This window comes from Caloramator sp. CAR-1 (assembly GCF_030546345.1).
Taxonomy (GTDB): domain Bacteria; phylum Bacillota; class Clostridia; order Clostridiales; family Caloramatoraceae; genus Caloramator; species Caloramator australicus.
In genome coordinates, this window is sequence record NZ_JAUONW010000044.1 from 16,565 (window position 1) to 38,576 (window position 22,012).

Below are 22,012 nucleotides of genomic sequence, written 5' to 3' on the forward strand. Positions count from 1 at the left end.
AGGTTAATCACCTGCCTCTTTGTATTTAATATCAATTGTTCCATTATCCCCATCCCAATAAATTGTATCTATTATGTCCCTAAGAAGCATTTTTTTATCTTCAAAGGATGCACTTTCAAAGAGGGTTTCAAACCTTTCCATAGATTTTACGAATTCATCGATTTTCCTTTTCCTTGTAACTTCAAGTTGATGAGTATCTTTAAGTTCTTGAAGTTTTTTCTTTAAGTTTAAGTTTTCCTTTGAAAGGGAGTCTATTTTTTGAAGAAGAACTTTAGATAAATTAGAATCTTCTGTTAGTGAAAGGGTATTTGTAAGGTTATCTATTGATTTTTCATTTTGTTTTATTTTCATGTTTATGCTTTCTATTTCTTCATTTATGGATTTAGATGAGAGACTTTCCTTATATTTTAAAAGCTCATCTATAAGTTTTTTCTTATCAAGACAAAGTCCCTTTAAAGTTTCAATTACAGCTTCTTCAATTTCCTCTCCCTTTGCATTTTTATTATCACATCTTGTTTTGCCTGAATTGAGCTTTAAAGTGCAGGTATAATAGTAGGGCCTTTCATTAGTCTTTTTATTTAACACTCCGTAGGTAACCTTCATGACGCTGCTGCATTTTGCACATCTTAAAAGGCCAGATAAAAGCCCTGATTTTGATTTGCCAAGCCTTGGGGCCTTTTCTTTGTTTTTTTCAAGGGTGCGCTGAACTTCAAGCCAATCTTTAGCTTCAATAATTCCTTCATGTTTTGCAACGGCACACACCCAAAGATTCATATCCTTAAACTCTCCTTTGCCTTTTCTTTTGTTGTAGAGTAGAAGACCTTGTTTCCCATTAGGCTCCCCTATAACTGTAATCCCTTTTTCCTCAAGGTAGTCAAAAACTTCTTTAGTTGCTTTAACATAGGCTGGATTGTTAAGTATCGTTTTAATCTTCATCTTAACAAAATCTTTTCCCCTTTTGGTTTTGATGTTGTTTTGAAGAAGATACTTTTCAACCTGACTTAATGACTTATACTTAAGATACTTTTCAAATATAAGTTTAACAAGTTCAAGTTCCTCTTTAATAGGTTCAAGTTTAAACATCTTCCTTTGTTTGCCGTCTTTATCGGTATATATAATAGGGACGCTTTTAAATCCTGTAGGGGTTTCCCCTCCAAGCCACCTTCCGCTCTTTGCAAGCTCAAGCATATTATCCTTTATTCTTTCGGCTATAGTTTCCCTTTCAAGCTGAGCAAATACGCTGGCTATATACATCATTGCCCTTCCCATTGGAGTTGAGGTATCAAACTGCTCTGAAACCGAGATAAACTCAATCCCAAGCTTTGATAGAAGCTCAATAAGGTGGGCAAAATCTGCAATGTTTCTGCTGACTCTATCTAGCCTATAGCATATAAGGACATCGAATTTTTTAGCCTTTGCATCCTTTAGCATCCTTTGAAATTCAGGCCTTTTTATGTTTTTACCCGAAAAGCCTTCATCTTCATATATTAAATACTCTGTTATTCCTATCTTTTCAAGATAGTCCTTACAGATAGAAATTTGATTATCTATCGAATCGCCTTTTCCTGTGAACTTGGATTTTCTTGAATATATTGCTGCGACCTTCACCTACACATCCTCCTGTTTTTTTGCTTCTTTCAGAACTTCGATTAAATAATCTATTTCATCTAGGCTTGTAGAAAATCTTGATTTAATAAGATCAAGAACTGCTTGAGTATATAATTCATTTAATCTTTTGGGATTTTCACTTGACGTTATAATTATTTGATTTGACATAACCCCCACCAAAAAGATTGCTATGAAAATAAGGACTCTTTATTTCAGTCTTACCATCATGGGTAATAATGATTTTGTCTATAAGGTTATACAAAGAATACGAATATATTTTTATCTCTATTTTTATCTATTGTTTTGGCTTGACTTATTTCATTTATAATTTTTCAGATATAATAATCTCATTCCAAGTGTCATCACTATTAATATAATATAAGCTTAATATAGAATTAATTACATCATATGCTAGAGATTTGTTAGAGTTATATGATTTAAGTTTGTAGAATAATCAAAAAATTTTATAAAGTATTCAATTTATGTTAATATATTGTAAAATTATATTTAGGGGTGATAAGAATGAATAACTTTAAAGAAAAAGTTGATTTTATATGGAGCATAGCTGAAATATTAAGAGGTCCTTATAGAAAAGAAGAATACAGAAATGTAATATTACCAATGTGTGTTTTAAGAAGATTTGACTGTGTTTTAGAAAATACAAAAACAATGGTTTTAGAAGAATATAAAAAAATAAAGCATCTTCCTCAAGAAGCCATTGATGAAATTTTAAATAGAAAGTCAGGATGTAATTTTAGTAATGTTAGCAAGTTTGATTTTAATAAATTATTAGCTGATCCAGATAATATCGCTGATAATTTAAAAGATTATATTAATGGATTTTCTAGAAATGCAAGAGATATAATAGAACATTTTGAATTTGATAAAGAAATAGACAAAATGGATAAAAATAATCTTTTATATCTGGTAGTAAAAAAGTTTAGCGAAATTGATTTGCATCCTGATGTAGTTTCAAATGCTGAAATGGGACTAATATTCGAAGAACTTATAAGAAGATTTTTAGAGGATGCAGAAGCAGGCGATCACTATACCCCAAGGGAAGTTATTAAATTAATGGTAAATTTATTATTTTTGGAAGATGATGATATATTAACAAAACCAGGCATAACGCAAACAATATATGACCCATGTGCAGGAACAGGAGGAATGGGTTTAATAGCACAAGAATATTTAAAAGAATTAAATCCTTTAGCAAAATTAGAATTCTTTGCCCAAGAAATAAATCCTCAGTCTTATGCAATATGTAAAGCAGATATGTTAATTAAAGGACAGAATGCTGATAATATTAAATTAGGAAATACATTGTCCCAAGATGCATTTCCAAATATGAAATTTGATTATATGATAACTAATCCGCCTTATGGAGTTGAATGGAAACCAGCAGAAGATGTAGTAAAAAGAGAACACGAAGAAAAAGGATTTAGCGGTAGATTTGGAGCAGGACTCCCAAGGATTTCAGATGGACAACTTTTATTTGTTCAGCATCTTGTTTCCAAAATGAAACCTATAACAGAAGAAAATAAGAAAGGCTCAAGAATTGCAATCATAATGAACGGTTCACCTTTATTTACTGGTGATGCAGGTTCTGGAGAGAGTGAAATAAGAAGATGGCTTATTGAAAATGATCTTGTTGAAGGAATTGTGGCATTACCTACTGAACTTTTTTACAATACTGGTATAGCAACATACATATGGATTTTAACAAATAACAAATCATCTTATAGAAAAGGTAAAATTCAACTTGTAAATGCAGTTGATTTTTACGAAAAAATGAAAAAAAGTCTTGGCAATAAAAGAAATCAAATTACAGAAAAACAAATTGAAGAAATTGTTAGGATTTATGGAGAATTTAAAGAGAATGAATATTGCAAGATATTCGATAATGAAGATTTTGGATATAGAAAAATTGTAGTTGAAAGACCTTTAAGGCTTAACTTTAAAATAGATGAAGAAAGAATCAAAAACTTACCTAATGAAACAGCATTTAAGAACTTAGCAACTTCAAAGAAAAAAGGAGAAGCAGGACTTAAAGAAATTGAAGAAGGGAAAAAACTTCAAAAAGAAATAATTGAAGCTTTATTTTCTATAAAGTCAGATAAAGTTTATAAAAAAAGAGAAGAATTTATTAAAATTTTAAAGAATCTATTTAAGGAAAAAGAAATAAATGTTAGTGCATCCCTTTTAAAATCAATATTATCTGCATTATCAGAAAAAGACGATACCGCAGATATTTGTATAGATTCAAAAGGAAATCCTGAGCCTGACCCAGATTTAAGAGATACAGAAAATGTTCCGTTAAAGGAAAATATACATGAATATTTTGAAAGGGAAGTAAAACCACATGTTCCTGATGCTTGGATAGACGAAAGCAAGACTAAAATCGGATATGAAATTCCATTTACAAGATATTTTTACAAATATAAACCATTAAGAAGTTCAGAGGAAATAATGAAGGAGATTATAGAGCTTGAACAGATTATACAGGAAAAGCTAAAGAAGGTGATTGAGTTATGAAATATAAAAGATATGAAAGGTATAAGGATTGTGGGGTAGAATGGATAGGAGAGATACCAGAGCATTGGGAAGTAAAAAAACTTAAATACCTTACAAATTGTCTTGACGGGAAAAGGATTCCTTTAAGTTCAGAACAAAGAGGAAAAATGCAAGGAGATATTCCTTATTGGGGAGCAAACGGTATTATTGATTATGTAAATGATTGGATAATTAATGAGGAAGTTGTTTTATTAGGAGAAGATGGCGCACCCTTTTTTGATAAAACTAAAGATGTTGCTTTTTATTCTAATGAGAAAATCTGGCCTAATAATCATATTCATGTATTAAAAACATCGCAATTAATAAGTGCTAAACTCTTAACATATATTTTAAATACCGTTGATTACGGAAATTATATAAATGGAAGCACCAGAGATAAGCTTACTCAATCTGATATGAAAAATATATTTATTCAATTACCTCCTGAGAATGAGCAATCAGCCATAGTCAATTTCCTCGACCAAAAAACTTCTGAAATAGAATCACTTATTAAAGATAAAGAAAAACTTATAATCTTAGTTGAAGAAAAAAGACAGGCAATAATAACAGAAGCGGTTACAAAGGGGTTGAATCCAAATGTAAAGATGAAAAATTCTGGGGTAGAGTGGATAGGGGAAATACCAGAGCATTGGGAAGTTATTCCTCTTAAGTATCTTACTAAATTTGTATCTAGAGGTGATAGCCCAGATTATGTTGAAGAAAGTTCTATAAGAGTTATAAACCAAGCCTGTATTTATTGGGATGATATAAAAATTGAAAATATTAAATTTCAAGATGATAGTAAGAAAGATATTAATGATTTTAAAGGTATGTTAAAATATGGAGATTTAATGATGAATTCAACAGGGACAGGCACTTTAGGAAGAGCAAATATATTCAAATTAAAAGGTAATTTTATTGCCGATAGTCATGTAACTATCATTAGATGCAAAAATGAATTATTGAATTTTAATTATTTAAATTATTTATTAAGAACTCAAGTTTATCAAGGTTATGTGTATAGTTCGCTTATTAATGGGGCTACTAATCAAATAGAATTATCAAGAGAGAGATTGATAAATACTCCAATTATACTTCCACCAATTGATGAACAAAAGAAAATTGTAGAATATTTGGATATGATAAAAAATCTTAACGTTAAACTTATAGAGGTAATAAAACTACAAATCGAAAGACTAAAAGAATACCGTCAATCCCTTATTTACGAAGTTGTTACAGGAAAAATTGATGTAAGAGATTTTAATATTAATAATTAACATTTACCTGGGGGGATTTTTGTGCCAATAGATTATAAAGAAAAAGGTTTTGAAAGTAATATTGAGGAAGCCTTAATAATAAAAAACGGTTATAGAGAACGTAAATTAAAAGGACAATCTTTAGATGATTTTAAAAAATATGCAATTGATGTAGAAATTTTATTTGAGTTTTTAGAAAATACTCAACCTAAGGAATTGGAAAAATTAAAAAATATACATAAAGAATCATACAAAGAAAAAATAATAGACAGAATTAACAAAGAGATAAATAAAAGAGGATTGATTGACTGTTTAAGACATGGTATTAAAGATTATGGTGTGCATCTAAGACTTGCATATAATAAGCCTGCAAATAATTTAAACTATACATTATTAAAATTATATTCAAACAACATATTTACTGTTTCTAGACAAGTTTATTATAGCCAGAAAAACAATAAAAGTGTTGATATGCTTATTATGCTTAATGGATTGCCTATTATAGTATTAGAGCTTAAGAATCCTCTTACAGGACGAACTGTTGATGATGCTAAATTACAATTTATGACAGACAGAGACCCTAAAGAGCTTTTATTCCAATTTAAAAAGAGAACAATAGTTTATTTTGCAGTAGATACAGATGAAGTTTACATGACAACTAAACTTGATAAGAATGAGACTGTATTTCTACCATTTAATAAAGGTAATAATGGAGGCAAAGGTAATCCAGAAGTAGAAGGTAATTATAAAACTCATTATCTATGGGAAGAAGTGCTTCAAAAAGATAGTTTGCTTGATATTTTATTTAACTTTGTTTTTATAAAAAAAGAGCAAATAAAAGATAGCACAGGTGAAGTCGTAGAAGAAAGGGAGATGTTAATTTTCCCAAGATACCACCAATTAGATGTTGTTAGAAAATTAGAACAGGATACTAAAATTAATGGGACAGGTAAGAGTTATTTAATTCAACATTCAGCAGGTAGTGGTAAAACAAATAGTATATCTTGGCTTGCTCACAGATTAGCAAAGCTTCATGATGATGAAAATAAACCTATATTTCATAGTGTAATTGTTATCACAGATAGAAGAGTGTTAGATAAGCAGCTTCAGGATGCTATTTATCAAATAGAACATAAAGCAGGAATGGTTGCAAAAATAGAAAAAAACTCTAATCAATTAGCACAAGCTATTATAGACGGGACAAGAATTATAGTAACAACTTTGCAAAAGTTTCCATTTATAATTGAAAAAATAAAAGGTATTGAAAAAAGAAATTATGCGATAATAATTGATGAGGCTCATTCATCTCAAACAGGCAAATCAGCTTCTGCTTTAAGGGAAGTATTGTCAGCGGAAAGTTTAGAGGAAGCAGAGAAACTGGACAATCAAGAAGAGGATGATATTGAAGAAAAAATCAATAAAGAAATAACTAAACTTGGTCCACAAAAAAATATCTCATATTATGCATTTACAGCAACTCCAAAGGCAAAAACTTTAGAATTATTTGGAGTCAAAGGCAATGATGGTAAATACTATCCTTATCATATTTATTCGATGAGACAAGCAATTGAAGAAGGGTTTATTTTAGATGTATTAAAAAACTATGTAACATATAAAACGTTTTATAAAATCGCAAAACGAATAGAAGAAGACCCTGAGGTTCCAGCTAAAAAAGCAGCAAGGGCGATTGCAAAATATGTATCACTACATCCACATAATATAGCACAGAAAACAGAGATAATGATTGAACACTTTAGACAAGTAACGAGGCATAAAATAGGCGGTAGAGCCAAAGCTATGGTTGTTACAAGCTCAAGATTACATGCCGTAAGATACAAACAAGCATTTGATAAGTATATTAAAGAAAAAGGATATAACGATTTAAAAGCTTTAGTAGCATTTTCAGGAACCGTAGTTGATGAAGGTATAGAATATTCTGAAGAAGGAATCAACGGAATAAGAGAAAAAGAATTACCTGAAAAATTTAAGGCTGATGAATATAAGATATTGCTTGTTGCTGAAAAATACCAGACAGGATTCGATGAACCGCTGCTTCATACTATGTATGTTGATAAAAAATTAGAGGGAATTAAAGCTGTTCAGACATTATCAAGATTAAATAGAACATGTAAGGGTAAAAATGATACGTTTATACTTGATTTTGTTAATGACCCAAAAGACATAAAGAAGGCTTTTCAAACTTTTTATGAAGTAACTGAATTAGAGTGTACAACAGACCCTAATATTTTATATGATTTACAAAATGAATTAAATGCAATGCAGGTGTATACAGATGAAGAAATATTGGAAGTTGTAAAGCTTGAGTTAGATAGCAAGTTAAAATCATCTAAAGGGCAGGAAAAGCTTAATTCAATTCTTGATAAAGCTGTAAGTAGATTTAAGAGCATTACAAAAGAACAACAAGAACAGTTCAAAAGCGTAGCGGCAAAGTATATAAGAACTTATTCTTTTATACTTCAAATAGGACCATTTGCGGATTCTGAGCTGCATAAGTTATATATATACTTGAATTTCCTATTAAGGAAATTACCAAAAGCAGATTCAATAAAGCTGGATTTAGCTGATGAAATCGCTTTAGAGTATTATAGAAATGAAAAGACATTCGATGGAAGTATATCCTTAGTTAAAGAAGGAGAAGCTGTTTTACAGCCCACATCATTTGGTAAGACAATACGTGAAGAAGAAAAGACAAAGTTGTCATCTATTATTGAAAAATTGAATCAAAGGTTTGGGACAGATTTTACAGAAACAGATAGATTGACATTAGACCAATTAGAACAAGACAGCATGAACAATGAAGATATAGTATTAAGTGTAAATAGCAATGATTTTGACAACTTTAAATTAGATTATACAAAAACGTTTATGGATATTCTTATTAACAGAAGAGAAGAAAATGAGAAGTTGTTCTTAAAGATAATTATGGAAGAAGATTTTAGGAATGTGATAATTGATTACTTAGCAAAGAAAGTTTATGACCAATTAAGAGCAAAATCGGTATAAAATTTGTCGGCAATCGGGTGGTTGTGGTATACCACAACCGCTCAATTGCCGATAAAAAATTTTGATTAATTATTCTTATAATGTTATAAATGGGGAGGGGAGGCTATCTAAAAGGCCGCAAATATGGGTAGATTTTTTATTGATGATGATTTTGATATATTTGATATTAAATATGCAGCATTAGAGGATACACAAACTATTAGCAGAAGAAAAAGAGTTTTTGATAAATTTAAAACGTTACATGAATGTTCTTTAAAATCTTACTGTTCACAATTAGATTTGAATCCCCATTGGAAAAAGGAACACTTAACAAGCGTTTATTTTCCTTTTGCAGAAGCTAATGGGGGTTATGTTGATTATATGCGCCTTGGATATGGAAAATCTAAAGACGCTATTTATAACATGTATAGAAAAGCTGGACTTGTGGGAGAAACAATGTCTTTTTATAAAGTAACCCAATTGCAAATAGGCATTGATTATAATGGTTGGTGGATAAACTTGTATCTTGATAAGTCGGATGTGATAGAGCATGCAAACTTAAGAATTAAGTTAATGGACAAAGCAAATTATAATAGGATATCAAAGTTAATAAATTCATTAAAAAACGATTTCGAGTTAGGATTTTTTATAGGGAGTATGCATTCTAATATTAAATATGAGAGTTACAATTCTGGAAAAACTTATTTGGATAGATATATTGATTTGTGCAAAAATAAAGAAATGTTTTCACTTTCAATAGGTATTTTTTTAGATAGATATGATAAGTATAATGATATTATTTTAATAGAAGGTTTCATAAAGGAGAAATTTTATAAGCTGTATCCTTTATATAAAGAAATTTCTTGGGCTTTATCTAATGATTATTTATAAGGAGGTAATAATTATGTGGTTTATAATTTTAACCTTAATAATCTGGGGATTTTATGTTTTTTATATGAAAAGACAATTAAAGGATGAGTTTAGATTTTCCGAATCGCTTATTCCATTAATATTGCTTTGCATTATTGCAGCAATCTGCCTGGGCGTAAATTTTGTAGCCGCAGCTATTCCAAGCCTTAATGATGGGATAGCTATTCATAGTTTTTTAGCAAGGCTGATAATTGGAGATGATAGGTGGAGCGTTCAGCTTTTTAAGGCATATTTTGACGGGGCTGTTTATGTTAGCATATTTTGGATTTTGGTTTATTCGTTATTGAAGTTATACAAAAAATAACAATATAAAAGGGAACTAAATTAAAGTCCCCTTTTATATGTTCTAAATAAAAAGAAAAGATTTATTAATAATCCTATTAGTAAAACGTAAATCGAAAAATCTGTGTAACCGATAAAAACATTATTACTAACCTGAACGTAAAGATGGTTAAAATCCATACTAACTCCTATTGGTGTAAGTTGACTAACTTTTCTAGCTTCAATGAAATACCAGATTTTTGTCCCTATAACTGTTAAAAATAATATTATGTTTGTTATTATAACTTTCTTTATAATAATCCCCCATTTAGTTATTGTTTTTTCACCTTCCAAGCAAATGGACTTTTGTGCCTCTAACAGAGCAGAATTTGTCATCAGTGATTATTTTAGTAATCTTTAGCTGGCCTTTTATTTGCTTAACAAATACCAATTCAGTTGCAACCCATTTTCTATTCATATAGCTTATCTCTGTCAATGATTCGACGATATAATTTTTTTCGTTGTTATTGTAATAAACACCCCTTACCCAATCGTTAGTTTCAGCTGGCAGATTTACAATATAATCTTGATTATTTCTTAGGTTTTCTATATCCTTATTTAAAGCTGAAGCATCATAATCGAATAGGGATAATGCTTCTCCGTAATTTTTATTATGCAAATTATCATAATATGAAGTTACTAATTCCTTTACTTTGGGTTCTAAGCGTGAATTGTTAAATGTAAAACTGTTTTTGTAGGCTATATAAATTGTTGGCAGGATTATAATTGTTATTAAAACTATCAAAATAAGTAATTTTTTTGAATACAAAATAGCACCTCCAATTAAGTTTCAATACAGTTAACATATATTAACAATTATAGCATTATATACATTAAAATAAAATATTTTAATAAAAAATTGTTGTAATCACATGACAGTAGTAATAAAATAACAAGTAAATAATTTTTTTAAGGGGAGATGGGAATGAAGGAATTAATGATTGATGATAAAAAGATTATCATAAGGCCAATTACTGTCGATGATGCAGCAGCGATGATTGATTATATGAATGTAATCGGAGGGGAATCGGATTTTTTGACCTTTGGTCCTGGTGAACTGAATATAACGATAGATACAGAAAAAAGCATAATAGAAGGTTTTACTAATAAAGATAATGCTCTGTTTATAATTGCAGTTGTAGATGGGAAAATAATTGGAGCGCTATCTTTTAGTGGCGGTGCTAGAAAAAGACTAGCCCATGCGGGAGAATTTGGGGTAAGCGTTTTAAAAGAATATTGGGGTAAAGGAATAGGACAAGAGCTCATTAAATATATGATTGATTGGGCAAAGGAGACGAAAATTATTAGAAAGATAAATTTAAGAACTAGAAGCGATAATGAAAGAGCAATTAGACTTTATAAAAAGCTTGGATTTGAAGAAGAAGGATTACTTAGAAGGGATTTTCAGATTAATGGAAAGTTTTATGATTCGTTGATGATGGGGATGTTGATTGATTAATTAAATTAATAGCCTGGCCTAATTTAGAATTTAGGGCAGGCTTTATAAATATATACGACAAAAAATTATATTATCACAACACATACTAAAAATTTTATAATTGTGCTATAATAACAATAGAAAAATAAAAATATTTAACCAACTTTGGTAAAAAGTGGTGATAGACTGCTTAGGGAGATTAAAAAGTATCTTCCGGATCTTTATAAGAATCTTATGAGGATTTATGAGTATATTGGAACTCCCGATGAAGAGAGGGTTATTAGGGAAGAATATGAAAAGATAGACGGAATTTCGATTGATTTTGGCGTTATGCAAAGAACCCACAGGGCGGTTGTTATACCAACTAATTTTGTTTGGGACGATATTGGAAGCTTTACATCCCTTGAAAGGTTCCTAAATAGAGATGAGCATGGTAATGTAATATCCAACTGCGAGGCTGCGGTTCTTGATGTAAGAAATACTACGATTATAGGCGAAAAGAGGCTTATTGCGGCCATAGGTGTTAAGGATATGCTTATTGTTGATACTGATGATGTTGTTTTGATTTGTCCAAAGGATAGAAGCCAGAGTATTAAGGATCTTGTAAAGAAGATTTCAAATATAGAGGAGTTAGAGAGATTCATATAAACTTAAACTTAGGTGCCTGGCACCTAAGTTTAAGTTTTTTTGCTAAGAAGGATTTTATCTTTTTTTGTAGAATAAATATATTACACTAAAAAGAAAAGGGTGGAATGGATGGAGTTTTTAAAGCTTATTGGAATTACTGTTTTAACAAGTATCTTGAGTAAAATAATGTTATTTTTTGTTGAACCCTTTCCTGCCATTGTTTTCGCTTCTATCTTTGCTACTATAATGACTTTTTATTTAGCCAAAAAGGAAAAAATCATTGAAAAAACGGTTGTTTCAGAGGCAAAATTTGATTTAAAAGAAATATCGAAAAAACTTGCTGAGGCAAGCAAGAATTTATACATATCAACTAACGAAATTAATAATTCCTCTAATGAAACGGTTAATTTTTCAAAAGAAATTGTAAAACTTGTAGAGGAGGATGATAAAAGTATAAATCTTATTGATGATGAATCTAGAAATATCTTAAATAATATGGATACAATAGAAGCCATTTCAAAGGAAACCAAGGACCTTTCAAATAAAAATATGAGGGTAATAGAGGAGAGCAGTAGGACTATTAAGGATATACTAAAAAATTTTAATGATATTGTAGGAATCTATAAGGAATATTTAAACATTACAGATGAACTTACAAAAACATCTGAGAGCATTTTTGAAATTTCAACAAGCATCGATGACATTGCAAATCAGACAAACCTTTTATCCTTGAATGCAAGCATCGAAGCTGCAAGGGCAGGAGAATTGGGTAGGGGATTTTTAGTTGTTGCCAATGAGGTTAGAAAACTATCGGATCAGGTAAAAAGCTTTAATATGAATATAAAAAGTTTAACTAATGATATTAAAGAATCTATAGAAAAAATGCAGAAGATAAGCTACAGCAGCAGTGAAAAAATGAAGAATATTAATGAAGTTATCATAAAGGTTAATGATGCCCTTAAGGATATATTTGATGCATCAAACAACCTTGATGTAAAGGTTGATGAAATAAAAGAGGGTTCAAAGGGTGTAAGGAATTCGGTAGAAATTACAAAGGAAAGGATAAATGTATTAAAAACCTCCCATGATAAAACTTTGGAGTATATAAAATTAACTGCTAAAATGCTCCAAAAACAAAGGGAGATGGTTGAGAATTTAAATAAGGTAATGACGGATATATCAAATCTTAGCAACAATTTTTTAGAAGATTCAATAGACGAAGATAAACAAAAAAAGTTACAGGAGATAGCAATAAAGATTAAGGAATATAAAGGTGCTAAGGATGCCGATTCACTCAAGAAACTGTGCAGGGAACTTGGGATAAACGATCTTTATTATGCTAATGAAAAGGGGATATTTGAATACGGGACTACAAAGGAAGCAATTGGTCTTAATATCTTTGAGATAGATAAAAGATATGTGGACTTTGTAAGATCCAATAAGGACTATGAAATATATCCCTTAACAAGAAGACTAGATACAGGCGAACTTTATAAATTTATAGCCATAAAAAGGGAGGATGAAAAGGGAGTTATCTCAGCAGGAATATCAATAGATAATATATTGAAGTTATAAATTTAGGATCAAATTAATTGGAAAAATATGAAAATGTCCAAATGTCAAAAAGTCAAGTGGCAGGCACTCCTTGAATAAAATATAGTATAGCAAAATTGTGGTGTAAATTATGGGGGAAGATTTAGAAAAGGCAGGGTTTATTTTAAAATATGAAAATACGAAAAATCTTTTGGAATGTGAGTTGACTCCCTTAACGGATGTTCTTTTAAAATTATCATATATATGTGTAAACTTTGCCAATACGGCGAGTATAATAAAAAATATAACTATAAATGAAACCCATGAGGTTAAGGAATTTTTAGATATAGTTTTTGATATGAGAAAGGTTGCAGATAAGCTTGAGGACATTATAGAATGTCGTTCGGAAATTATATTTAGGCTTATTAAGGCCGGGGTTTTTGATGTTAAAAATGTGTTAGATGAAGAAAAGAAATGATAAAAGCACCAATTGCTTAATGTAGTAATTGGTGCTTTTTGTTGGAAAATAATGGAAATGTCCAAATGTCAAAAAGTCAAGTGGCAGGCACCATATATATTTAATGTTTCTTTAACGGTTTTTTCCCATGTGAAAAGTTTACTTCTTTCATATCCTTTATTTGCAATATCCTCTCGAAGTTTATCATTGGAAAGGAGTTCTTCTATAGCTTTTTGAAGGGCGTCTATATCTTTAGGATCGATTAAAAGGGCTCCATCGCCTACGATTTCCGGGATGGATGTTACGTTAGATGTTATTACAGGAGTTTTACAGGACATTGCCTCCAGAGGTGGGAGGCCAAATCCTTCGTAAAGGGAAGGGTATAAAAAAATAGTTGAGGCGTTATAAAAATAGGGAAGGTCCTCGTAGGGGACATATCCTGTAAATATAACCTTTTCTTCTAAATTAAGATCAAAACACATCTTCTCGAGCTCATCCTTTTCATCCTTTGCCTGTCCTAATATTACAAGCCTTATATCCTTGCTTAAATTTTTCAAAAGCTTTGAATAGGCTAAAATTATAGATTTTACGTTTTTTCTTTTGCTAAATCCACCAAGGTAAAGAAGAAAATCAAAGTTTATGTTGTATTTTGATTTAAGATAGTTTCTGCAAAGCTCCTTATCAAGGGGTTTAAAATATTTTTCTGCTGCAAGGTAGGTCACTTTAACCTTTGATTCGTAGACGTTAAAAAATCTTATGATATCTTTTTTGGAGCAATTGGATACGGTTATTATAAGATCGGATTTTTGGATGATTTTGGGCATCTCCGTTAGGAACTTTTTAAGATAACCCTTTCCTACAGTCTCAGGCATTATATAAGGAATGAGATCATGGATGGTGGTTATTATTTTTGTTTTTTTTTCTTCGGGAAATCCTATTCCATTTTGGGGAAGATGATATACGTCAATTTTGTTTTTTACTAAGTTTTGGGGGATAAAATATTCCTCAAAAAAACGATGCCCCCTTCTTGAGGTTATAACTGCCCTTATATTTCCCTTAACCACCTCATCATAATTTTTACCGTGCCAATAGAGAATATACTCATTTTCATTGTCTAGAATCGATATATATTTAATTATGTTTTGAATATATGTTCCAATTCCAGTTCCAGCATACCAATTATATCCCCTTGCATCTATAGCAATCCTCATTTAATCACTCCTATTATGCTTATATTTTATTTATATTACAATAAGGCTAATTTTGTGCATGGATTTAATCACACAAACTAAATTTTTACATATTATAAAATAGAATTGCTTTTAAAAGTGAGCTTTATGGAAGAATTAATTAAGCTTATAGAAAATAAATATAGTATTAAAGTTTCAAATATAGAAAAATACAAAAATGTTTACAAAATAACATCAAAGGGAAGGGAATATTGCCTAAAGGTTTCAAAGTATGATAGGGAACAATTTGAGTTTATAATCGCTTGTATTACTCACCTTATTAACAATGGATTTAAAAAAGTCCTGCCAATGATAAAAACAAAGGAGGATAAAGATTATATAGAGTTACCTGAAGGTTTTGCTTTTTTAACCGATTGGGTTAATTCAAGACCTGTTGATTTTAAAAATTTAATCGAACTAAAAAGGGCCGTTGAAACATTAGGGGAACTTCATATTAAATCAAGAAATTTTCAGTTTAAAAAGGTTAAGGGAAGAAATTTATATGGAAGATGGATGGAAAAGTTTGAGAAAAGGCTAAATCAGCTGTTATTTTTCAAATCCGTTATAGTTTCAAAACCTGAAAGAACACAATTTGACAAAATTTATCTCAGACATGTTGATATTCATTATAAACAAGCCCTTGATGCTATAAAAAACCTCAATGAATCCAAATACTTTGAGATAATGGAAAACCATAAGGCATTAAAGGAGTTTTGCCATCACGATAGTGCCAACCACAATTTTTTAATAGACAATTTTTTAAATATATACATTATAGATTTTGACTACTGCATAATGGATTCCCATCTTCATGATCTTGCAAGTATCATAATAAGAAGTTTAAGATACGGCAATTGGAGCATTGATACATTAGAATATATAATTTCGATTTATTCAAATTTTACCCCAATAAATAAAGATGAACTTTATTTAATATATTGTTTTATGGAATTTCCTCAGGACTTTTGGCAGGTAGGGCTTCAATATTATGTTGAAAAGCAGCCCTGGGATGAGGAGTTTTTCTTAAAAAAGCTTTTAAAGGTTACCGATGACCATAAGGAAAGATTTAGATTTTTAAATAATTTTAAATCAATATTTTAAGGTGATGGTATGAGTGAGGAAATGGAAAAAAGGATAAAGGATATTAAGGAAGACATTAAAAAACTAAAGGAACTTAAGAAGCTTGAGAAAAAGTATGAAAAATTAAAAAGAGAAAAAGAGGAAATAGAAAGGGAAATTCAAAGGATGATGGAAATACAAAATAAAGAAAAGAAAAAAAGACATTAGGGGTGGGATGATGTTAAGGGAAGTTGATTGCAAAGAGTGGCAGATTGTTTTTGCAAGGACTTTGCAGGAATATTTGTATAAGAATGGTTTTAAAAATCTAATTGAAATTAGATATAACAAGGAAGGAAAACTATATACCATAAAGAATAAAAAGCTATATATCGATACGGAAAAGGTTGAAGGAAGAACCTTTGAGATAGATGGGGAGAAAAATATTAAAGAGTTTTGTAGGATCCTTTCTGAATTCCATGGAGCAGCTGAAGGCTTTGTTCCATCACCGGGAGTTAAGATAAATGTAAGGTGGGGGAAATTAACAGAGCGATATAAAAGGTTTTTAAAGGATTTTGAAAGAATAAAGGATAGTGAAAATAAAACCTCCTTTGAAGCTGCCCTTGAACCCTATTGGGAGGAAATTTATAAAAGGGCAAAGGAAGTCATGAAAACCTTTAGGAGTATTCAATATCTTTCAGCATTAGAGGAGAGCATGAAAAAAAGGGAAGTTTGCCTTAATACCATTTCAAAGAATACGGCGATAAAAACAAAAAGAGGAATATATTTATTTGAAATATTTGATTCAGGCTACAATATGATAGAAGAGGATATAGCAAAGCTTATAAAAAGGGGAATTCAAAAGACAGGCAAAAAAGAGATTTTTGATATAGTAGTATCTGAATATGAAAAGTATAGGGCATTGAACTTAAATTCAATAGAATATATAAAGGCCTATGTGTCCTTCCCATATAATACCCTAAAGCTTGTTTCAAAATATTTAAAGGGCAAGGAAATAGATTACGAAAAGAAACTTGAAAAGGCACTTTTAAGGGATAATCAATGCAACCTTTTGGGGGTGTAAGGGGTGGATTTAATGCCAAAGGACAAAAAATTCCTTGCTGACTTTTTTTTAGATGACAGGATGTTCGATGAGTTTGATTTAAAAGTTAATGAGGCACATCCCGTAAGGTCAGTATTTGTTCTTACGACGAATCAGGGGATAAAGATATTAAAAAAGGTTAAGTATCCTTTAGAGGATTTAGAGTTTATATATAATTCCCTAAATAAAATTAGAGAAAATTATCCCTATGTTATAAATTTTAGACTTACAAAGGAGGGAAAGCCCTATTTAATATATAACGATGAGGTATATGTTGTATTAGACTGCGTTGAAGGTAGAGAGGCTCTTTATCAAAACCCATTGGATTTAAAAAATGTAGCGATGGCCCTTGCTAAGTTTCATGAGGCATCAAGGGATATAGGCTATTACGATAAAAAAAGCTTGGTTGGCAAAATGGTGGAAAGATTATTAAATAGAATAAAGGATCTTGAAAAGTTTAAGGAAATAGCTAACATGCACTATTATAAAACAGAATTCGATAAAATATTTTTGGAAAATGTGGATATAAATATTGAAAAATCTAAGGAGGCTGTGGATTATTTAAAAGGGACACAGGACAGGCATATAAAGGACTATGTATTCTGCCACCATGATCTTGCCCATCATAATGTTTTGATGGGAAACGATGATAATGTTTATTTTTTAGATTTTGATCTTTGTATTTTGGACACAAGGGTTCACGACCTTGCTAATTTTATAAATAAGGCTCTAAAGGATAACGCCTTTACAATCGAAACGATTAATATAATATTGGATAATTACAACAAAATAAGCAAATTAACTAAGGAGGAAATAAACATTCTTTATGCATATCTTCTTTTCCCTAAGGATTTTTATGATATTTCAAGGGATTACTATTTAAGGACAAAGCAGTGGGATGAGGATGAATATGTAGAAAAGCTTATCAGAAAGGCAGCATATAAGGATGATAAGGAAAGAGTCTTAAAGGGCTTTAAAAAGATATGGTTATAGGGCTGATTAATCAGCCCTTTTCATGCTTTTAACAATATAATATATGAGTCCAAAACATAATAATATATCGCCTATGCTTACCACGTATCCTCTTATAAATTTTATTGGAATAATATCACCTAAAAACCAAAATAAAGTTTTGTCGTTTTGAAGAACATATAATCCTTCCTTTGAAACATTTATTTTATCTACAGAAGGATAAAGACCTGCTGCAACTGCTGCATCAGGGTTTACAGGCATTGCACCGCCGTTTAAAAATATCGCAAGACCATTTAGGATAAATCCAGATGTAATTATAAGAACAGCCTTATTTTTTCGATTTAAATAGGCAAATATCGATATCAAAATAAATTGAATAAGATAAAATATGTAGGTTATAAGTCCTCTTTCAATGATGCCTTTTCTAACAAGGGTGAATAAAACTATTTCAATTGAAAAGGCTATGATTGGGATATATATTCCCTTTAAATCTGAACCATCAAGCTTTTTAATATCTCCCTTAAGTAAAAGACCAATTATAATTCCTAAAATGGCAGAAAGAATGAATAGCATATTCTAACCTCTTTCTTTGCAGGATTTTTGCTTTTCACAGGCTCTAAGATAGGCCTCAACTACCTTTGGATGAAACTGAGTGCCATTGTTATTCATAAGTTCCTTCATAATCTCCTCCTGCGAAAGGGCCTTCCTATAAACTCTGTCCGTCATCATTGCATCTATAGAGTCTGCAAGTTGGAGGATGAAAACGTCAATTCCAAGCTCTTCGCCCTTTTTACTCGCCGGATATCCTTTGCCGTCATATCTTTCGTGGTGATATCTTATAATTTCTGGTATTCTTCCAAGGTCTTTAATATCCTTTACTATTTGGTATCCTATTTCAGGATGCTGCTTTATTATGTTATATTCTTCTTCAATTAATTTACCTGGTTTGTTAAGGATGGCGTCGCTTATTCCTATTTTCCCAACATCATGAAGATATGCAGCAAGCTTTAATTCTTCTATCTTGCTTTCACTGAACTTAAGCTCCCTTGCAATCATTTCAACAATCCTTGCAACGTTTCTTGAGTGTCCCTCTGTATATTTGTCCCTTGATTCAAGGGCGTGCATCAAAACCTCGATGGTTTCTATGTATTTGGATTTGGTCTCGATGTAGAGTAAAAAGGTATATCTTGTAAAAATAATTATAATCATAACTACAATAACGCCTATAACGTTAGAAGTGCTATATAAGTAAGTTAAAAAATATCCTAAAGGGGCCATAGAAAAAATGTTTAAAAATCCAAATAGGAAATTTGATTTATAGATTTTAAAAAATGAATCACTTGTTAATATTGAAAAAAGCATTGATATTATTAATGTGTGCGTTACTAAAAATATTAATGGAATTAATAAAAATTTTAAAAAATCAATAATGGCGTTATTTTTTATTGTAAGATGAGAAATAAATTTATTTGTAAATATTGATGAACAATATACTGAAATAACTACATTGCTAACATTAAATAATAATTTTTTTATTTCAATATTAAGTATATGAATGTATTTTTCACCTTGCTTAAAAATTCTTAACGCCATACCTAATCCTGCAATAATCATAGCATAAAATGTTTCAAATAAATAAATAGATGAAAAAACAATAGCAAATCCAGGACTTATTGATAATCTTTTATATATTACTAAAGAAGACTCTGTAATTATAGATAATATTATAAATAATAATATTCCTAATGAGTTTTCACTAAAAGGAACAGAATTTGTTTTATATGCACTAATTAGAATGACTATTGCTAATGTATATATAATAAACAAATATAAGTTTTGTTTTAATTTTTTCACTAATCTCCCTCCTAATACAAAAGGCCGATTATATTTTATACCCATGAAAATATTGATCCACCTGCTAAAACAAGTGTTAAAAGAGCAATGATTGCAGGTAATATTTTCTTCATGCAGATTACCCCCTTTGCGTTTTGGCTAACAGGGCTCCGCTATTGCCTGTTGCGTTGCTCCGCTAAAGAGGAAAAGGATAAATATAATCGGCCTTTTTTCACACTATTGAGTTATCTTTTCAATTCGCCTGTTTATTGCATCCAGTGTTGCTCTTGCAATTGCTTCGTTTAAATCCTTTCTTACAATGGCAGATCCCACAAGTGCCTCTTCATTTCCTGTTACAAGGGCATTAACTATCACAGTAACCACAGTTACTGTGTTTGTGGTGTTAATAAGGACATCCTGGACATCAAAAAGGTATTCCTGACCAATAATTTTTTCTACAGCCTCTAGGGTTGCCTTTGCGATAAGCTTTTTCCTATTTGCTTGTGTATTTATTCCTGAACCTTCAACGGAATATTCAGTTCCATCATACATTAAAATTACAGAATATTCTATTTTGTTTAGCAGTGTTCTTACCAATACGCTATGCAGCTTAACCCTTTTGGGGGTTACCATATCATCCGATTGGATTACCGCAATGCTTATTTTATTTTTATCTATCTTATAATCATACTTTGCAAATAAAGTGGATTCTATGTCCCTTGCGATCTGTTTTGGGGATCTTGAGCTGTTTGCAAGAACATGAATTTCACTTATTTCATCATTTTCAAAAACTACCTTACAATTCAAAACTCCTTCTATTTTATTTATTGTTTCTTGAACTAATGTAAGGTCCATTAATATCCCCCCGCCCTAAATTCTAAATATAATAATAGCATACTTTGGTTTAGACCTCAATCACAAAAAACAAAAAAAGGCCCTAAATTTAGAGCCTTATTTCGACAATTTGCTAAAAATAGTCAAAGTCTCCACCGCAGTTTTTTTCCATGTGTAGGAGGAGCTTCTTAATAGACCCCTAAGTTTTAAATCTTCATAAAGCCTTTTATCCTCAATTAATCTTAAAATGTTCTCTGCTATTTCATAGGGATTTTGAGGATTTATATAAAGGGCATCTTCCTTTAAAACTTCAGGAATGGATGTGGTGTTTGAAGCAATTACAGGAGTTCCGCAGGCCATAGCCTCAAGGGGTGGAAGGCCAAATCCCTCATAAAAGGAAGGGTAAATTAGCATATAGGAGGCATTATAAAAAAGTGGTAAGTCCTCAACAGGAATAAATCCTGGGAAAAGGCATTCATTTTTAAGTCCGAGGCTAAGGGCAAGGTCCCTGTAATCGTAGTAGGAGCGCCCCTTTTTTCCAAGGATCAAAAGCTTAAATCCCTTTATCTTATTTTTTATAAGGCTAAAGGCTTGAATTAGTCCCTTTATATTTTTCCTTGGACTAAATCCACCAACATATAGGATAAAGTCCCCTTCAAGGCTATATTTTTCTTTAATAATTTTCCTGCAATATTCCTTATTAATTGGTTTATAAATATCCTCTGCAGCAAGATAGGTTACATATATTTTGTCTAAAGGATAGCCCAATGTTTTATGGATGTCCATCTTAGAGTATTCTGATACAGTTATTATCCCATCACAAAGGGGAACTATTTTAGGGATCTCCTGAAGATATATTTTAAGATATTGGGGTCCGACGGTTTCAGGCATTTTATATGGAATTACATCATGAAGGGTTATTACGAATTTACAAGTTTTCTCATAGGGAAGACCTATTCCGTTTTGGGGAACGTGATAAATTTCTATACCTGTATCGGTTAGGATGTTTGGAACATCTACCTCCTCCCAAAAGGTTTCTTTATAGCTCTTTTCTATATGTTTAATTTTAAAATTCTCATAAAGTTCAAAGTCGAGTTTATCCTCTGGAAGGAAAAGAAGATAGTTGTTTTCCTTGTCCAAAAGGCATAAATTCTTAAGTAATTGATATGTGTAAGTTCCAATACCTGTTCCTCTATACCATATTGCAGCCCTTGCGTCAATTCCAATATTCATAAAATCACCTATAAAATATATACAATT

General features: G+C 30.7%; 22 protein-coding genes. 13 read left to right on the forward strand and 9 right to left on the reverse strand.

The window, feature by feature from the left end; genetic code table 11:
• Window positions 1–3: 3 nt before the first annotated feature.
• Together Q3V94_RS11870 and Q3V94_RS11875 are read right to left on the reverse strand one after the other, a co-directional pair.
• A complete protein-coding gene (locus tag Q3V94_RS11870; RefSeq protein ID WP_303527990.1) occupies window positions 4–1,608 on the reverse strand; it encodes a recombinase family protein in 1,605 nt (534 codons plus the stop codon).
• Window positions 1,609–1,776, reverse strand: coding sequence for a hypothetical protein (locus Q3V94_RS11875; protein WP_303527992.1), 168 nt, complete (start codon window positions 1,774–1,776; stop codon window positions 1,609–1,611). It abuts the gene before it with no gap.
• Between the two features lie 354 nt (window positions 1,777–2,130).
• Between Q3V94_RS11875 and Q3V94_RS11880 the strand changes: the two genes are divergently transcribed.
• The 5 genes from Q3V94_RS11880 (at window position 2,131) to Q3V94_RS11900 (ending at window position 9,654) form a co-directional block, all read left to right on the forward strand.
• Window positions 2,131–4,143, forward strand: coding sequence for a class I SAM-dependent DNA methyltransferase (locus Q3V94_RS11880; protein WP_303527994.1), 2,013 nt, complete (start codon window positions 2,131–2,133; stop codon window positions 4,141–4,143).
• Window positions 4,140–5,438, forward strand: a complete 1,299-nt coding sequence (locus Q3V94_RS11885) for a restriction endonuclease subunit S (RefSeq protein WP_303527995.1) — start codon at window positions 4,140–4,142, stop codon at window positions 5,436–5,438. The genes Q3V94_RS11880 and Q3V94_RS11885 overlap by 4 nt, the downstream gene beginning before the upstream one ends.
• A gap of 21 nt (window positions 5,439–5,459) precedes the next feature.
• Window positions 5,460–8,441 carry a type I restriction endonuclease subunit R gene (locus Q3V94_RS11890; RefSeq protein WP_303527996.1) on the forward strand — a complete coding sequence of 994 codons (2,982 nt, stop codon included), beginning with the start codon at window positions 5,460–5,462 and terminating at the stop codon, window positions 8,439–8,441.
• Between the two features lie 123 nt (window positions 8,442–8,564).
• The gene (locus Q3V94_RS11895; protein WP_303527997.1) at window positions 8,565–9,311 is read left to right on the forward strand and encodes a hypothetical protein; all 747 of its coding nucleotides are present in this window, start codon (window positions 8,565–8,567) and stop codon (window positions 9,309–9,311) included.
• A 13-nt stretch (window positions 9,312–9,324) separates the two neighbouring features.
• A complete protein-coding gene (locus tag Q3V94_RS11900) occupies window positions 9,325–9,654 on the forward strand; it encodes a hypothetical protein (RefSeq protein WP_303527998.1) in 330 nt (109 codons plus the stop codon).
• A gap of 20 nt (window positions 9,655–9,674) precedes the next feature.
• On the opposite strand, the gene Q3V94_RS11905 is transcribed toward Q3V94_RS11900, so the two are convergent.
• Both Q3V94_RS11905 and Q3V94_RS11910 read right to left on the reverse strand, forming a co-directional pair.
• Window positions 9,675–9,965 carry a hypothetical protein gene (locus tag Q3V94_RS11905; protein WP_303527999.1) on the reverse strand — a complete coding sequence of 97 codons (291 nt, stop codon included), beginning with the start codon at window positions 9,963–9,965 and terminating at the stop codon, window positions 9,675–9,677.
• Window positions 9,955–10,440: a hypothetical protein gene (locus Q3V94_RS11910; RefSeq protein ID WP_303528000.1), complete on the reverse strand. Its 486-nt coding sequence runs from the start codon at window positions 10,438–10,440 to the stop codon at window positions 9,955–9,957. Before Q3V94_RS11910 ends, Q3V94_RS11905 begins: the two co-directional genes overlap by 11 nt.
• A gap of 156 nt (window positions 10,441–10,596) precedes the next feature.
• Between Q3V94_RS11910 and Q3V94_RS11915 the strand changes: the two genes are divergently transcribed.
• The 4 genes from Q3V94_RS11915 (at window position 10,597) to Q3V94_RS11930 (ending at window position 13,747) form a co-directional block, all read left to right on the forward strand.
• On the forward strand, window positions 10,597–11,130 hold the full coding sequence (locus Q3V94_RS11915; protein WP_303528001.1) for a GNAT family N-acetyltransferase: 534 nt from the start codon (window positions 10,597–10,599) through the stop codon (window positions 11,128–11,130).
• A gap of 144 nt (window positions 11,131–11,274) precedes the next feature.
• Window positions 11,275–11,757 carry a mannose-6-phosphate isomerase gene (locus tag Q3V94_RS11920; RefSeq protein WP_303528002.1) on the forward strand — a complete coding sequence of 161 codons (483 nt, stop codon included), beginning with the start codon at window positions 11,275–11,277 and terminating at the stop codon, window positions 11,755–11,757.
• A gap of 108 nt (window positions 11,758–11,865) precedes the next feature.
• On the forward strand, window positions 11,866–13,311 hold the full coding sequence (locus Q3V94_RS11925; RefSeq protein ID WP_303528003.1) for a methyl-accepting chemotaxis protein: 1,446 nt from the start codon (window positions 11,866–11,868) through the stop codon (window positions 13,309–13,311).
• A 109-nt stretch (window positions 13,312–13,420) separates the two neighbouring features.
• Window positions 13,421–13,747 carry a hypothetical protein gene (locus tag Q3V94_RS11930; RefSeq protein ID WP_008908424.1) on the forward strand — a complete coding sequence of 109 codons (327 nt, stop codon included), beginning with the start codon at window positions 13,421–13,423 and terminating at the stop codon, window positions 13,745–13,747.
• A 68-nt stretch (window positions 13,748–13,815) separates the two neighbouring features.
• On the opposite strand, the gene Q3V94_RS11935 is transcribed toward Q3V94_RS11930, so the two are convergent.
• Window positions 13,816–14,937 carry a glycosyltransferase family 1 protein gene (locus Q3V94_RS11935; RefSeq protein ID WP_303528004.1) on the reverse strand — a complete coding sequence of 374 codons (1,122 nt, stop codon included), beginning with the start codon at window positions 14,935–14,937 and terminating at the stop codon, window positions 13,816–13,818.
• Between the two features lie 126 nt (window positions 14,938–15,063).
• Between Q3V94_RS11935 and Q3V94_RS11940 the strand changes: the two genes are divergently transcribed.
• Genes Q3V94_RS11940 through Q3V94_RS11955 form a run of 4 tightly spaced genes read left to right on the forward strand, consistent with a single transcriptional unit; the run spans window position 15,064 to window position 18,106 of the window.
• Entirely contained in the window at window positions 15,064–16,056 is a 993-nt protein-coding gene (locus tag Q3V94_RS11940) for a CotS family spore coat protein (protein WP_303528005.1), read from the forward strand.
• 9 nt (window positions 16,057–16,065) lie between these two features.
• Window positions 16,066–16,242, forward strand: coding sequence for a hypothetical protein (locus Q3V94_RS11945; RefSeq protein ID WP_303528006.1), 177 nt, complete (start codon window positions 16,066–16,068; stop codon window positions 16,240–16,242).
• A 10-nt stretch (window positions 16,243–16,252) separates the two neighbouring features.
• The gene (locus Q3V94_RS11950) at window positions 16,253–17,095 is read left to right on the forward strand and encodes a hypothetical protein (RefSeq protein ID WP_303528007.1); all 843 of its coding nucleotides are present in this window, start codon (window positions 16,253–16,255) and stop codon (window positions 17,093–17,095) included.
• 12 nt (window positions 17,096–17,107) lie between these two features.
• Window positions 17,108–18,106, forward strand: coding sequence for a CotS family spore coat protein (locus tag Q3V94_RS11955; protein ID WP_303528008.1), 999 nt, complete (start codon window positions 17,108–17,110; stop codon window positions 18,104–18,106).
• Between the two features lie 6 nt (window positions 18,107–18,112).
• Here the strand turns inward: Q3V94_RS11955 and Q3V94_RS11960 are convergent, their stop codons facing one another.
• The 4 genes from Q3V94_RS11960 to Q3V94_RS11975 all read right to left on the reverse strand — a co-directional run bounded on the left by Q3V94_RS11960 (window position 18,113) and on the right by Q3V94_RS11975 (window position 21,985).
• A complete protein-coding gene (locus Q3V94_RS11960) occupies window positions 18,113–18,658 on the reverse strand; it encodes a DUF5317 domain-containing protein (RefSeq protein WP_303528010.1) in 546 nt (181 codons plus the stop codon).
• Window positions 18,659–18,661: 3 nt separating this feature from the next.
• Entirely contained in the window at window positions 18,662–19,939 is a 1,278-nt protein-coding gene (locus Q3V94_RS11965; protein WP_303528012.1) for an HD-GYP domain-containing protein, read from the reverse strand.
• Window positions 19,940–20,155: 216 nt separating this feature from the next.
• The gene (locus Q3V94_RS11970) at window positions 20,156–20,773 is read right to left on the reverse strand and encodes a hypothetical protein (RefSeq protein ID WP_303528013.1); all 618 of its coding nucleotides are present in this window, start codon (window positions 20,771–20,773) and stop codon (window positions 20,156–20,158) included.
• A gap of 96 nt (window positions 20,774–20,869) precedes the next feature.
• The gene (locus Q3V94_RS11975) at window positions 20,870–21,985 is read right to left on the reverse strand and encodes a glycosyltransferase family 1 protein (RefSeq protein WP_303528015.1); all 1,116 of its coding nucleotides are present in this window, start codon (window positions 21,983–21,985) and stop codon (window positions 20,870–20,872) included.
• Between the last annotated feature and the right edge of the window lie 27 nt (window positions 21,986–22,012).

What these genes read in the sequence shown, in the direction of transcription:
- Q3V94_RS11875 (WP_303527992.1), bottom strand. Translation starts at nt 1,776, where the DNA reads ATGTCAAATCAAATAATTATAACGTCAAGTGAAAATCCCAAAAGATTA.
- Q3V94_RS11880 (WP_303527994.1), top strand. Translation starts at nt 2,131, where the DNA reads ATGAATAACTTTAAAGAAAAAGTTGATTTTATATGGAGCATAGCTGAA.
- Q3V94_RS11885 (WP_303527995.1), top strand. Translation starts at nt 4,140, where the DNA reads ATGAAATATAAAAGATATGAAAGGTATAAGGATTGTGGGGTAGAATGG.
- Q3V94_RS11895 (WP_303527997.1), top strand. Translation starts at nt 8,565, where the DNA reads ATGGGTAGATTTTTTATTGATGATGATTTTGATATATTTGATATTAAA.
- Q3V94_RS11900 (WP_303527998.1), top strand. Translation starts at nt 9,325, where the DNA reads ATGTGGTTTATAATTTTAACCTTAATAATCTGGGGATTTTATGTTTTT.
- Q3V94_RS11915 (WP_303528001.1), top strand. Translation starts at nt 10,597, where the DNA reads ATGAAGGAATTAATGATTGATGATAAAAAGATTATCATAAGGCCAATT.
- Q3V94_RS11925 (WP_303528003.1), top strand. Translation starts at nt 11,866, where the DNA reads ATGGAGTTTTTAAAGCTTATTGGAATTACTGTTTTAACAAGTATCTTG.
- Q3V94_RS11930 (WP_008908424.1), top strand. Translation starts at nt 13,421, where the DNA reads ATGGGGGAAGATTTAGAAAAGGCAGGGTTTATTTTAAAATATGAAAAT.
- Q3V94_RS11935 (WP_303528004.1), bottom strand. Translation starts at nt 14,937, where the DNA reads ATGAGGATTGCTATAGATGCAAGGGGATATAATTGGTATGCTGGAACT.
- Q3V94_RS11940 (WP_303528005.1), top strand. Translation starts at nt 15,064, where the DNA reads ATGGAAGAATTAATTAAGCTTATAGAAAATAAATATAGTATTAAAGTT.
- Q3V94_RS11945 (WP_303528006.1), top strand. Translation starts at nt 16,066, where the DNA reads ATGAGTGAGGAAATGGAAAAAAGGATAAAGGATATTAAGGAAGACATT.
- Q3V94_RS11950 (WP_303528007.1), top strand. Translation starts at nt 16,253, where the DNA reads ATGTTAAGGGAAGTTGATTGCAAAGAGTGGCAGATTGTTTTTGCAAGG.
- Q3V94_RS11955 (WP_303528008.1), top strand. Translation starts at nt 17,108, where the DNA reads ATGCCAAAGGACAAAAAATTCCTTGCTGACTTTTTTTTAGATGACAGG.
- Q3V94_RS11960 (WP_303528010.1), bottom strand. Translation starts at nt 18,658, where the DNA reads ATGCTATTCATTCTTTCTGCCATTTTAGGAATTATAATTGGTCTTTTA.
- Q3V94_RS11970 (WP_303528013.1), bottom strand. Translation starts at nt 20,773, where the DNA reads ATGGACCTTACATTAGTTCAAGAAACAATAAATAAAATAGAAGGAGTT.
- Q3V94_RS11975 (WP_303528015.1), bottom strand. Translation starts at nt 21,985, where the DNA reads ATGAATATTGGAATTGACGCAAGGGCTGCAATATGGTATAGAGGAACA.